10 protein-coding genes are annotated in these 13092 nt (G+C 68.1%); 8 read left to right on the top strand and 2 right to left on the bottom strand.

The features are described 5' to 3' along the window. Positions 1 to 245: FimD/PapC C-terminal domain-containing protein (locus tag ACI3K3_RS24375; protein WP_404918490.1), on the top strand; the 245-nt coding region annotated here is incomplete at its 5' end. Next, positions 236 to 1249 (top strand): spore coat protein U domain-containing protein, encoded by a 1014-nt coding sequence (locus tag ACI3K3_RS24370; protein ID WP_404918488.1) that lies wholly within the window; start codon positions 236 to 238, stop codon positions 1247 to 1249. The genes ACI3K3_RS24375 and ACI3K3_RS24370, both read left to right, overlap by 10 nt. Here ACI3K3_RS24370 and ACI3K3_RS24365 read toward each other — a convergent pair. Next, positions 1246 to 2724 carry a hypothetical protein gene (locus tag ACI3K3_RS24365; RefSeq protein WP_404918486.1) on the bottom strand — a complete coding sequence of 493 codons (1479 nt, stop codon included), beginning with the start codon at positions 2722 to 2724 and terminating at the stop codon, positions 1246 to 1248. The two genes, ACI3K3_RS24370 and ACI3K3_RS24365, sit on opposite strands and share 4 nt — an antisense overlap. Before the next feature lie 145 nt (positions 2725 to 2869). Between ACI3K3_RS24365 and ACI3K3_RS24360 the strand changes: the two genes are divergently transcribed. The 4 genes from ACI3K3_RS24360 to ACI3K3_RS24345 all read left to right on the top strand — a co-directional run bounded on the left by ACI3K3_RS24360 (position 2870) and on the right by ACI3K3_RS24345 (position 9608). Next, positions 2870 to 3871: a DUF4424 domain-containing protein gene (locus ACI3K3_RS24360; RefSeq protein WP_404918484.1), complete on the top strand. Its 1002-nt coding sequence runs from the start codon at positions 2870 to 2872 to the stop codon at positions 3869 to 3871. Between the two features lie 198 nt (positions 3872 to 4069). Further along, positions 4070 to 7804: a PAS domain S-box protein gene (locus ACI3K3_RS24355; RefSeq protein WP_404918482.1), complete on the top strand. Its 3735-nt coding sequence runs from the start codon at positions 4070 to 4072 to the stop codon at positions 7802 to 7804. 4 nt (positions 7805 to 7808) lie between these two features. Next, a complete protein-coding gene (locus ACI3K3_RS24350) occupies positions 7809 to 8183 on the top strand; it encodes a response regulator (protein ID WP_404918480.1) in 375 nt (124 codons plus the stop codon). Between the two features lie 96 nt (positions 8184 to 8279). After that, positions 8280 to 9608 carry an MFS transporter gene (locus ACI3K3_RS24345; RefSeq protein WP_404918478.1) on the top strand — a complete coding sequence of 443 codons (1329 nt, stop codon included), beginning with the start codon at positions 8280 to 8282 and terminating at the stop codon, positions 9606 to 9608. A 1-nt stretch (position 9609) separates the two neighbouring features. Here the strand turns inward: ACI3K3_RS24345 and ACI3K3_RS24340 are convergent, their stop codons facing one another. Further along, entirely contained in the window at positions 9610 to 10461 is an 852-nt protein-coding gene (locus tag ACI3K3_RS24340; RefSeq protein ID WP_404918476.1) for a LysR family transcriptional regulator, read from the bottom strand. Positions 10462 to 10558: 97 nt separating this feature from the next. Between ACI3K3_RS24340 and ACI3K3_RS24335 the strand changes: the two genes are divergently transcribed. Both ACI3K3_RS24335 and ACI3K3_RS24330 read left to right on the top strand, forming a co-directional pair. Then, on the top strand, positions 10559 to 12019 hold the full coding sequence (locus ACI3K3_RS24335; protein ID WP_404918474.1) for an amidohydrolase family protein: 1461 nt from the start codon (positions 10559 to 10561) through the stop codon (positions 12017 to 12019). Next, on the top strand, positions 12016 to 13092 hold a 1077-nt coding region (locus ACI3K3_RS24330; RefSeq protein ID WP_404918472.1), incomplete at its 3' end, for an amidohydrolase family protein. The genes ACI3K3_RS24335 and ACI3K3_RS24330, both read left to right, overlap by 4 nt.

Here is a 13092-nt window from a genome sequence, read left to right as displayed (position 1 = left end):
TCGCCGCCGCGCGCGCGGTGCTCGTGGACGCGGCGGGCCAGCCGCTGCCGGCCGGAACCGTGGCCATGCTCAACGATAGCGGCAAGACTTACGTGGGCTGGGACGGCATGCTCTACCTCGAACGCGTGGCGGCAACGAATGTGCTGGACGTCGCCTTGAGCGAGGGCAGGCATTGCCGGGTCCGGTTCTCGGCAGGCGATCCGGGAGACGGGATTCTGGATCTTGGAACCCTGAAATGTCCCTAAACCGCTTGCCCTTGGCCCGCCTGTTCTCCGCCCTCGCCATCCTGCTCGTGGCGATGCTTGCGCCCGATCGGGCCGCCGCCTGCACGGTCTCCTCCACCAGCACCAATCTCGGCAGCGTCAGTTCCTACACCGCCGCGAGCACCGCCCAACAGGGCAGCGGCTCGGCGGGGCTGCAATGCGACGTCACCCTGGCGCTGCTGGCCACCCACTACATCGCCTTCCGCGTCGATGCCTCGACCTTCCTGCTCACCGGGCCGGGCGGCAAGACGATCCCCTTCGTCGCCTCGCTGACGCAGAACGGCACACCGCTGACCACCGGGGTCTTGCAGAATCTGTCCTCCACCACGCTGCTGACGCTGTTCGGCGGCACCAACAATTCGATTCCGATCTATTTCCGCACCACGCCCACCGCGGCGCTTCCCGCCGGCACCTACACCGGCTTCCTCGACGTGCGCTGGTACTACTCGGTCTGCTCGGTGGGGGTCGCCGTGTGTCTCAGCTATTCGTCCAGCCCCGGCCTGGTGCGCCCCGGACTTGGCACCACCATCAACTGGGGCACCGGGACGGCGGTGCGGATCACCGTTACGCTGACGGTGCAGAACGACTGCATCATCACCGCCCCCGCCGCCGCGTTCGGCTCGGCGCCACTGGTTGGCAGCTTCAATCCGATCACCCGGACGATCCTGGTCCGGTGCAGCGCCGGAACGGCCTATACGGTCGGCCTGGATGACGGGAGCAACGCCTCGGGCGGCCAGCGGCGGATGCGGGCGGGGACCACGGCCAACTACCTGCAATACGAAATCTACAAGACCGCCGCCTCCACCGAGCGCTGGGGCGCGACCGGCACCGCCCGGCGCGCCAGCGCCACGGCAGACGCCAATGCCGGGGTCTACGATTCGCTCACGTCCCAGAGCTATACCTATCGCGCGGCGATCCTGACGGGCCAGACCACTCCGCCTGGCGGCGCCTATAGCGATACGATCCGCATCGACGTTGCCTTCTAGGGTGTACGGGGCGGCACCACGGCGATCCAGCCGTCTCCAAGACGCCGGAAATCCATGCCCTCCACGGCGAATCCCTGTTCGCGCAGACGGGCGCCGACTACCGCCGCGTCGAACCGCCCCCCGCTGTCGTGCTCGCCCCAGAACACCGTGGGGCAGGCGGCGGCAACGGTGCGCGATCCGGCAGGCGCGAGCCGGAAGCCGAAGCTGTCCGCCACGTAGCGATAGGCGAAAGGTACCACTTGCGCGTTGTCGCGCGGCAGCATCGCCATGACCTCGTCGTTCCAGTAGGGGTCGGTGTGGACGACCGTGCCGGGGCATCGCGCCACTTCCTGAGCAATGGCGCGGCCCGTGGAGAGCCAGCTGACCCGCTCCGCCGCCAACGGCACGTTGTGAGCCAGGGCCAGGGCCGCCGCGCCCAGTGCCGCCGCCAGTGCCGCTACCTGAACACGCGGAGGCAAGGCCTCCAGCAAGCGTCCGGCGGCCAGCGCAAGGCCCACCGAGACGGCGGCGACGATCGCCATCAGGTACTTCTCGATCAGGATCGGCCGCAGGAGATGCAAGCCGATCAGCCCGATCGCGGCCAGCACCGTGCCCACCACCAGCAGCGCCAGCGCGCCTGCCAGCGCGCTCCGCTGCTTCAGAACGAACACGTCGCGCACCAACAGCACCGCTCCCGCCAGCGCGCCGACAAGAACCACCGGGTTCGCCTCCAGCGTGCGCAGCAGGGCCCATTCCATCGACCAGCGCGCGGAGTCGAAGCCGGGCGCGATCCAGAACACCGTGGTGTTGGAGAGCCAGACCGGCAGTTGGAGCGCGGTGACGGCCACGAAGACCAGCCCCGCGACCACCACCGGAACGCCGATCGCGCGCGCCTCGCGCCAGTCCCGCCGCAGCCCCGCCGCCAGCAGGAACGGCAAGGCCAGGGCAGCGGCGGCCAGCGAGGTGATGATATGGGTGTTGAACGCCAGCAGCGTCGAGAGCCAGAAGGCCGCCTGCCGCCAGGTGGAGCCAGCCTGTCCGCTCAGCCTCACCGCGCAAAGTCCCAGCGCGAACACCGCGCCCGCGCAGAGCGACAGGAAGTAGGAGCGCAGTTCGCTGCCCGCGATCAGCGACCAGGGATTCGCCGCGAATTCCAGCACCAGCAGCGCTGCCGCCGGAGAAAGACGCGGCACGTCGCGCACGATCGCCGCGCCGCCCGCCAGCGCCAGCGCGCCGAGCGCCACGTTGAGCAGGCGGTGATGCGGGATCGATCCCAGCCACGCGCTCGCGCGGGCCAGGATGTAGTAGAGCGGCGGATGGTTGTCCGGCAGCCAGCTCTCCCGCAACGCCTGGCTCCAGGGCAGGCCGGGGCGCGTGACGTATTGGGTATAGAACTCGTCATACCAGGGCCCGCGTTGCAGGCACGTCCAGACCAGCGCCGCGCCCAGCAGCACGATGCCCGCGAAAGCCACTATACGAAGGGAGGAACGCGCCAAGGAACAAGCTCCGCTGTCTGTGCCGGCCGTTACCTCCAGCCGGATGCCGATCGCTTTAGGATGGCTTGGCGAACGAAGCGTTAACCCCGCGCCCCGTGCCGACAAGTCGTTGAAAGGCAGGCGGATCGGAGGCTATCACCGTGTCATGTCGCCCCTTACCAAACCCCGCCGCGCAACCGGTCTTGCCTTGGCCGCCGCGCGCCTCGCTCCAGTTCTTCTCGGCGCGCTCCTGTGCAGCATTGCCGGCACAGCCCAAGCCAACGATTCCACCGCGCAACTTGCCGCAGGCGGGCTGGTGCTGACGAAAAGCGATGCCATCGAGATGCGGAGCGAGGATCTCGAAATCTCGCGCTCGGCGGTGAAGGTGCGCTATCTGTTCGTCAACACCACCGACCGGGAAGTGGTGAGCCGCGTGGCCTTTCCGCTGCCCCCCGTGGGCGGCCGCGCTTTCTTCGAAGTGGACATCGCGATCCCGGTCGATTCGCCCGACAACTTCCTGGGCTTCGAAACCCGCGTGGACGGCAAGCCGGTGAAGATGGAGATCGAGCAGAAGGCGATGGCCGGGACGCTCGATCGCACCGCCTGGCTGCGCGCCCAGGCCATCCCGCTGGCCCCGCACCTGGGCCCGGCTCAGGAAGCGCTGGAGCGCCTGTCCCCCGCCCGCCGCGCCGAAGCCATAAAACTGGGGCTGATCGATCCCGACGGCTATCCGGCCTGGACGCTGGAGACGACCTACCACTGGCTCCAGCGCTTCCCCGCCGGGGTGCCCGTCTCCGTCGAGCACCGCTACCGCCCTTCGGTGGGCGGCAACACCGGCACGCTGCTGGGCAGCGACCAGGAACCCGAAACGGTGCGGAACTACTGCGTCGAACCGTCCCTGCTGGCCACGCTGCGCCGGGCCGAGGCGAGCGAAGTGATCTATTCCGAGGCCTGGCTGGACTACATCCTTGTCACCGGCGGCAACTGGAAGAAGCCGATCGGCAAGTTCCGGCTGGTGGTGGACAAGGAGCGGCCGGAGGATCTCGTGAGCTTTTGCGGCCAGGGCGTGCGCAAGATCGGCCCGACCCGCCTCGAGATGACCAAGACGAACTGGCGACCGGAAAGGGATCTCTCGATCCTGTTCCTCGACCGCCGCACCGGAGAGTAGGGCCGGCCCACGGTCTGGCGGCAGATCACCCCGCGCGCGTGAACACTTCCTTGTCATTCAACCGATATTTCAGGCGGCGGGAACCGGAAACCGGCCTGAGTGTTCTGCACTGGCCCATGGTTGCAAGGGGAGCCATGGCGCAGTCCTTCAAGGGACTTATGACGGGGATCGCGCGAGGGCGCACAGGAGGTGGGGTCGATGAAGCACGGCGCGGATCTTGCCGCAGGGTTCCTGTCCCACGGCGGAGACCTCGCGCGCCGCATCTCCGCGCATGATTGGGCCGCGACCCCGCTCGGCCAGATCGCATCCTGGCCGTCCAGCCTGAAACAGACGGTGGCGTTCATGCTGCCCTCGCCGGTGCCGCTCGTGCTGCTCTGGGGCGAGAGCGGGGTGATGATCTACAACGATGCCTATTCCCGCTTCGCCGGCGGCCGCGACAGCCGCCTGCTCGGCTCCAACGTGCGCGACGGGTGGGAGGAAGTGGCAGACTTCAACGACAACGTCCTGAAGGTTGGCCTTGCCGGCGGCTCGCTGAGCTATCGCGACCATGTGCTGACGCTGCACCGCGATGGACGGCCCGAACAGGTCTGGATGAACCTGGACTATTCCCCGATCCCCGGTGACGACGGCGCCCCGGCCGGGGTGATCGCCGTGGTGGTGGAAACTACCGAGGCTCACGCCGCGCGCCTGGCGCTTCAGGAAAGCGAGACGCGGCTGCGCTTCCTTGACGATCTCGGGCGGGCCTTGCGCGATTGCCGCAGTGCCGACCAGATCCTGGCGATCACCACCCGCAAGACCGCCGAGCACCTCGACTTGTCGAACTGCGCCTATGCCGACATGGACGAGGACGGCGACGGCTTCACCATTCGCGGCGACTGGAACGCGCCGGGCTCTCCCTCGATCGTCGGGCACTACAAGCTGGCGGATTTCGGCGTCCTCGCGGTCAGCGAGCTGAACGCCGGGCGGCCGCTGATCATCGCCGACAACCGGACCGAACTGGCGCCGGAGGAAGCCCGCACGTTCCAGGACATCGGGATCACCGCCACGGTCTGCATGCCGCTGGTCAAGGAAGGCCACCTGATCGCCCTGATGGCCATCCACGACCGCAAGGCGCATGACTGGAGCGAATACGAACTCAGCCTGATCCGCGAAGTGACCGAGCGTTCCTGGGCCCACGTCCAGCGGGTCGGCGCCGAAGGCCAGCTTCACGAACGCGAGGCGTTCAACCGGCAGATCCTGGACAGCGCCATCGACTACGGCATCGTCGCCACCGATCCGGAAGGGCGCATAACCCTGTGGAACGCGGGGGCCGCCGCCATGCTGGGCTGGACCGAGGCGGAAATGCTGGGCCAGCCGATGGCCACGTTCTTCACCCCGGAAGACCGCGCGCTGGGCCGTCCCGCCGCCAAGCGCCGGGAGGCTCTGGCAACCGGGCGCGCCCACGATGCGCGCTGGCACTTGCGCAAGTCCGGGCAGCGGTTCTGGGGTCTCAGCGAGATGACCCCGCTGCGCGATGCCGCGGGCACGGCGATCGGCTTCGTCAAGCTGATGCGCGATCGCACCCCCGAGCACCGCGCGCAGGAAGCCCTGAACCAGAGCGAGGAACGGCTGCAACGCGCGCAGAGCGCGGGCCGGGTCGGCCTGTTCTCCATCGATATCCTGGCCAACAAGATCGACGGCACCGGCGAGTTCTGGCGCATCTTCGGGATCGAACCCGCCGACGAACCGGAAAACGCCCCGCCGACGGAGCGGATCGAGCAGCTTGTCGTGCCGGAAGATCGCTACCTGATTTCAACCTGGGCGCGGCGCCAGCAGGGCAGCACCCCGCTGGACGTGGAGTACCGCATCCGCCGGGCCGACACCGGCGAGGAGCGGGTGATCGCCCGCAAGGCCGATTTCGAGTTCGACCCGGAAGGCCGCCCGGTGCGCATGATCGGCGTGGTACAGGACGTGACCGACCGTCGCCGCATCCAGCGCGCGCTGGAAAAGAGCGAGGCGCAGTTCAGCACGCTGGCGCAGAACATGCCCATCCAGGTCTGGACCGCGCGGGTGGACGGCCAGATCGACTGGTTCAACGACCGCGTCTATACCTACACGGGCCGGACCCGCGACAGCCTGGGCGCCGATGGCTGGAACGAGGTCATCCATCCCGACAATCGCCCGGAATCGCGCCGGAAATGGGCGCATTCGGTAGCGACCGGCGAAGTCTTCGAAACCGAGTTCCGCCTGCGCGACAGCCAGGAGGGCTATCGCTGGCACTTGTGCCGGGCCCTGCCGCTGATCGACGGTCATGGCGAGGTTACGGCCTGGATCGGCACCAATACCGATATCGAGGCCCAGAAGCAGGCCGAGGCCGCCTATGCCCAGGATCGCGACAGGTTGTGGTCGATCAGCCGCGACCTCATGCTGGTCTGCGATCACGCCGGGCTGATCACCGCCGTCAATCCCTCGGCTGAGCTTATGCTGGGCTGGCACGAGGGCGAGATGCTGGGCCGCCGGATCGCCGCCTTCGTCCACCCCGACGACCGCGCGGTGACGGCCTCGGCGCTGGCACGCCTGGTGGCGGATGTGGATCCGGATGCCGATCCGGATACTGATCAGGATACTGGCGGCCAGCCGGGCACGGCGAGCTTTGAGGATGCCCGCTCGGGCATGATCGCCTTCGAGAACCGCCACCGCACCCGCGACGGCGACTATCGCCTGATCGCCTGGACCGCCGTGCCGGACGGGGGCCGCATCCATGCGGTGGGACGCGACATCACCGAGCAGCGCGCGGTGGAGGACGCCCTGCGCCAGAGCCAGAAGATGGAGGCCGTGGGCCAGCTTACCGGCGGCATCGCGCATGACTTCAACAACCTGCTCCAGGGCATCACCGGCAGCCTGGACATGATGCACAACCGGCTCACCCAGGGCCGCACGGGGGAAATAGAACGCTGGCTTCAAGGCGCCAGGACTTCCGCCGAGCGCGCCGCCGCGCTCACCCACCGCCTGTTGGCCTTCTCGCGCCGCCAGCCTCTGGACCCGCGTCCGGTCCGCGCCAACCCGCTGATCGCCTCGATGGAGGACATGCTGCGCCGCACGCTGGGCGAGCATATCGATCTGGAATTCGTGCTGTCCGGCGGCTTGTGGCAGACCCGCTGCGATCCCAACCAGCTGGAAAACGCGATCCTCAACCTGGTGATCAACGCGCGGGACGCCATGCCCGATGGCGGCAAGCTGACGATCGAGACCTGCAACGCCCATCTCGACGAGCATTACGTGGCCCAGCAGCGCGACCTGAAGCCGGGGCAGTACGTCTGCATCGCGATTAGCGACACCGGCGTGGGCATGACCCGCGACGTGTCCGAGCGGGCGTTCGAGCCGTTCTTCACCACCAAGCCGATGGGGCAAGGCACCGGCCTTGGCCTCTCGATGATCTACGGCTTCGCGCGCCAGTCCGAAGGCTATGCGCGCATCTATTCGGAGCCCGGCGTCGGCACCAGCGTCAAGATGTTCCTGCCCCGCCATCGCGGCCTTGAGGACATGGCCGATGCCGACCGGGACAGCGGCCACCTGCCCGAGGCGCTGGCCGGCGAAGTGGTGCTGGTGGTGGAGGACGAGGCGGTCGTGCGCGGCCTCATCGTCGAAGTGCTGGACGAACTCGGCTACCAGGCCATCGAGGCGGCGGACGGACCTTCCGGCCTCGAAATCCTGCAATCCGGCCAGCGCATCGATCTGCTCATCACCGACATCGGGCTGCCGGGCCTGAATGGCCGGCAGGTGGCGGACGGTGGCCGCACCGCGCGGCCGGGATTGCGGGTGCTGTTCATGACCGGCTATGCCGAGAACGCCGCCCTTGCAGCCGGTTTCCTGGAACCCGGCATGGCCATGATAACCAAGCCCTTCGCCATGGATGCGCTGGCGAAGCGGATACGCGAATGCATCGAGGATTGACGCCATGATCGAGGGGAGTTCGGACGTGCAGGGCCTGCGCGTGCTGGTCGCGGAAGACGAAGTGCTGGTGGCGATGCTGCTGGAAGAGATGCTGGACGATCTCGGCTGCCAGGTCGTCGGCCCCCACGGCACGCTGGCCGACGCGCTGGAAGCGGGTCGCGGCGACGCGTTCGACGTGGCGGTGATCGACATGAACCTGGCGGGCGAGCGGGCCGATCCGATCCTGGCCGAACTGGCCGCCCGATCTGTCCCTTTCGCCATCGCCAGCGGCGGCGGCCACTGGGACTTGCCCTATCAACCCGCGTTCATGCTCAACAAGCCCTATACCTTCGCCCAGCTGCAACAGGCCGTGCAGGCACTGGACCGGGCGCGGGGCTGACGGCCTCCCGCTCGGCTGGACCTGCCGCGCCAATTGCCATAACCCCTTGCGAACCTTGCCGAGGGCAGGCGTACCAGCAGAGAAAGCGCGATCCCGATGTCGACAGTGCCCTCCCCCGGCTCCGCGCTGCTTCCTCCCGATCGCGGGCAGCGGCTGAAGGCCATCGTCGCGGGCTCCACCGGCAATCTGGTGGAATGGTACGACTGGTACGCCTACTCCGCCTTCACGCTCTATTTCGCGCCGCATTTCTTCCCGGCCGAGGACCGCACCGCCCAATTGTTGAGCGCGGCGGCGATTTTCGCGGTGGGCTTCCTGATGCGTCCCGTCGGCGCCTGGCTGATGGGCATCTATGCCGACCGCAAGGGGCGCAAGAGCGGCCTTACCCTGTCGGTGGCGCTGATGTGCGCGGGATCGCTGCTGATCGCGGTGACGCCTTCCTACCGGACGATCGGCATCGGCGCGCCGCTGCTGCTGGTGCTGGCCCGGCTGATGCAGGGGCTCTCCATCGGCGGCGAGTACGGCGCCAGCGCCACCTACCTGTCCGAAATGGCGGGACGCTCCCGGCGCGGGTTCTACTCCAGCTTCCAGTACGTCACCCTGATCGCCGGGCAGCTCGTGGCGATCTGCGTGCTGCTGGTGCTTCAGGCCCTGCTGACCGAGGCCCAGCTCGACGCCTGGGGCTGGCGCATTCCCTTCGTGATCGGCGGCGCCCTGGCGATCCTGGTGTTCCGCCTGCGCCGGGGCATGGCCGAGACGCACAGCTTCGAGAAAGCGCGGGCCGAGCATGCAAAAACGGAAGGCGCGCCGCAATCGGGCTTGCTCGAACTGTTCCGCCGCCACCCGCGCGAAACGCTGACGGTGATGCTGCTGACCGCCGGCGGCACGATCGCCTTCTATGCCTATTCGATCTACATGCAGAAGTTCCTGGTCAACACCAGCGGGCTCAGCCGTCAGACGGCTTCGCAGATCAACGGCGTGACGCTGTTCCTGTTCATGCTGCTCCAGCCGCTGGCCGGCGCCCTTTCCGACCGCGTGGGCCGCAAGCCGCTGATGGTAGGCTTCGGCCTGTTCGGCGTGCTCTGCACATATCCGATCTTCGCCACCCTGGCCGAGACGCGCAACCCCATCGTCGCCGGCCTGCTGGTCATGGCGGGGCTGGTGATCGTGACCGGCTATACCTCGATCAACGCGGTGGTGAAGGCGGAGCTGTTCCCCGCGCATATCCGCGCGCTGGGCGTGGCCCTGCCTTATGCGCTGGCGAATACCCTGTTCGGCGGCACCGCCGAATTCGTGGCGCTGTCGTTCAAGCAGGCCGGGATCGAGCAGGCCTTCTACATCTACGTCTCGGTGATGATCGGCATTTCGCTGGTGGTCTACATCCGCATGAAAGAGACGCGGGACCACAGCCTGATCCTGGAAGACTGAACTACCTGCGTTCCAGCACCGCCAGGACCATCTCGACGAGTTCGCCGATCGGCGCCTGATCCTCGCGCGCATAGAGCGAGACGACCATGGGCGGCACTTCTCCCAGCCCTTCGCCATCCCGTCCGCTAAGGCGCCGCACATCCTGCCCCCGCGTCACCGAGAGAGGCAGCAGCGACAGCCCCATGCCCGCCGATACCGCCGAGAGCACGCTTTGCAGGCTGCTGCCCGAAAAGGCCACGTACCAGCGGCGACCGGCGGCTTCGAGCTGGCGGAACATCGTTTCGCGGTAGAGGCCGCCGACCGGGAACGTCACCAGTGCCAGAGGATCGCCCGCCTCCACGCCGGGCTCCGGCGCCGCGAACCAGCCGAGCGGTTCGGGGAAGCTGGCGCGGCAATCGGGCGCGGGCCGGTCTTCCTTGACCACGACGATGTCGAACTCGCCCTGCCGATAGCGGGAGGCGAGGTCGCGACTAAGCCCGGTCACCACGTCCAGCCTGATGCGGCTGTTCCGCGCGGCGAAGCCGGCCAGTCCGCGCGCCAGGGCCGGCGTCGCAAGGTCTTCCGGCAAGCCGATGGAGATCGCCGCCGTCCCCGCCGGGTCGCGCAGCAGGCTGCGCGCCTCGGCGTCGAGCTGGAGGATGCGGCGGGCATGGCCGAGCAGCCGCTCCCCCAGCGCGGTGGGCCGCACCGGCCGGGCGGCGCGATCGATCAGCGGGTGACCGGCCAGCTCCTCCAGGCGCCCCAGTTGCTGGCTGATCGTCGATTGCGTCATGCCCAGCCGCTCGGCCGCGCGGGTGAAGTGGCCGGTTTCGACGATGGCCACGAAGCTGCGCAGGAGACGGGGATCGAGCATCGGATATCATTACCATAATGGATGATTAATATTCCAACATGTAATTTGTGAATGCTCCCGGTCTGGAAGTAGAATGCATCGGGAAAGGACTACCTCCATGAAGCTTCTCGCCCCCCTGATCGCCACGCTCTTGGCGTCGAGCGCGCCCGCGCTGGCAGCCGAACAGGCGGACACGATGATCCGCCACGTCACCGTGATCGACGTCGAACATGCCCGCGCCGTCAAGGATCAGGCCGTGGTTCTGCGCGGCCGCGACGTCGTGGCCGTGGGCAGGGACGGCGCGATTGCGCGGGAATGGCAGGCACGCGACGTGGTGGAGGCCAAGGGGCGATTCGTGATCCCCGGCCTCTGGGACATGCATGTCCACTTCGGCGGCGGGCCGGACCTCATCGAGGAGAACAAGGCGCTGCTGCCGCTCTATGTCGCCCATGGCGTGACCACCATCCGCGACTGTTCGGGCGACCTGCCTGAGCAAGTGCTGCAATGGCGCGGCGAGATTGCGGGCGGCACGCTGTTCGGCCCGCGCCTGCTGACTTCCGGCGCCAAGATCGAAGGCATCAAGCCGGTCTGGAAGGGCACGATCGAAGTCGGCAGCAAGGGCGATGTCGATGCGGCGCTGGCCCGCCTTCAGGACCGGGACAAGGTGGACTTCGTGAAGATCACCGACAGCACGCTGGATCCGCAACTGTTCCTCTACGCCGTGTCGCAGGCCAAGTCGCGCGGACTGCGGACTTCGGGTCATATCCCGATGGCCCTTACCGTGGGGCAGGCGGTTGATGCGGGGATCAGTTCGATCGAACACCTCGACTATGCCTACAAGGCGGGCGTCAAGGACGAAGCCGCGATCGCCGCCGACTTCGCTGCCGGGCGCATCGATCGCGCCGAGGCGAACCGCCGGTTGAACACGGGCTTCGACCCGGCCACTGCCATGGCCTCCTACCGCACTTTCGCGGACAAGGGCGTCTTCGTGACGCCCACGCTCAACGGCAGCCGCGTGATCGCGTGGCTCGATCAGGACGATCACGCGAACGATCCCTATCTCGCCTATATCGGCCCGAAGCTGCGCAAGACCTATGACTGGCGCGTCGATCGCGCCGCAACGGCGGACGCTGCCGCCATCAAGGCCCGCCATGAGCACTTCGATCGCATGGCCGCCGTTCTGCCCATGCTGGTGAAAGCGGGCACCACGGTGATCGCGGGAACCGACGCGGGCTTCCTCAACTCGTTCAACTATCCCGGCATCGGCCTGCATGACGAACTGAGCCTCTTCGTCGACAAGGGCCTCACCCCGGCGCAGGCGCTGTCCGCCGCCACCCGCGCCGGGCCTGCCTGGTTCGGCCAGTTGGACCGCTACGGCGCCGTCGCGCCCGGCAAGGCGGCGGACCTGGTGCTGCTGGATCGCGATCCCCTGAAGGACATTTCCGCCACCCGCGCCATCCGCGCCGTGGTGATGAACGGCAAGCTCTACGACCGCGCGGCGCTGGACGGCATGTTGACGGAAACGAAGGCCAAGGTCGCGGCGTGGAATGCGGCGGAACAGGCCGGATCCGGCCAATGATCGAGCGGCTCTTCACCAACGCGCTCCTGCCCGACGGCACCGAAGCCGATCTCGCCGTCTCCGCCGGGCGGTTCGCGGCGATCGGACGCGATCTGGCCGCTCCGGAGACGGTCGAGCGCGTCGATCTCGGCGGGCGGCTGGTGCTGCCGGGCTTCGTCGACGGCCACATCCACCTCGACAAGAGCTTCTTCGGCGAGCCCTGGCAGCCCCATCGCCCCGCCGCCACCTTGCGCGAGCGGCTGGCAGTCGAAAAAGCCATGCTGGCCGACGTGCGCCCTGCCCGCGTCCGCGCCGACGTGCTGATCGCGCAGGCGGCCAGCCTCGGCACCGTGGCGATGCGCAGCCATGTCGACGTGGACGCCACGACCGGGCTCTCCCATCTCCACGCAGTAATGGCCGCGCGCGAGAACTGGCGGGATCGCGTGGATATCGAACTGGTCGCCTTCCCGCAGGCGGGCATCCTCACCTGCCCCGGCACCGCCGACATTCTGGACGCCGCCATTCGCGAAGGCGCCGAGGTGGTGGGCGGCATCGACCCGGAAGGGATGGACGGCGATTCCGACGGGCATCTGGACGTCGTCTTCGGCATTGCCGAGCGGCGCGGTGCCAAGATCGACATCCACCTGCACGAAGCCGGCCTTCCCGGCGTGGCGCAACTCCACCGCGTCGCCGCCCGCACCCTTGCGCTGGGCCTCGGCGGCCGCGTGACGGTGAGCCACGCCTATGCCTTGGGCGACGTGGACGAGCCCACGCTGGACGGCGTGGCCCGCGCACTTTCCGATGCGGGCGTCTCGATCATGACCAATGCGCCGGGAGACCGCGCCTTCCCCCCGATCCTGCGCCTGCGCGAACACGGCGTCCGGGTCTTCGCCGGCAACGACAACATCCGCGACGCCTGGTGGCCCTATGGCAACGGCGACATGCTCCAGCGCGCCATGCTGATCGGCTATCGCTCGGGCTTCTACAGCGACGAGCAACTCGGCGTCGCCCTCGCCATGGCGACGACAGAGTCGGCCCGCGCGCTCGGCCGCGAAGGGCGCGGCGTGGAAGTGGGGGCGGAGGCGAACTTCGTC

This window comes from Novosphingobium sp. ZW T3_23, assembly GCF_044987305.1.
Taxonomy (GTDB): domain Bacteria; phylum Pseudomonadota; class Alphaproteobacteria; order Sphingomonadales; family Sphingomonadaceae; genus Novosphingobium.
This window is presented reverse-complemented; position numbering and strand designations above follow the sequence as displayed.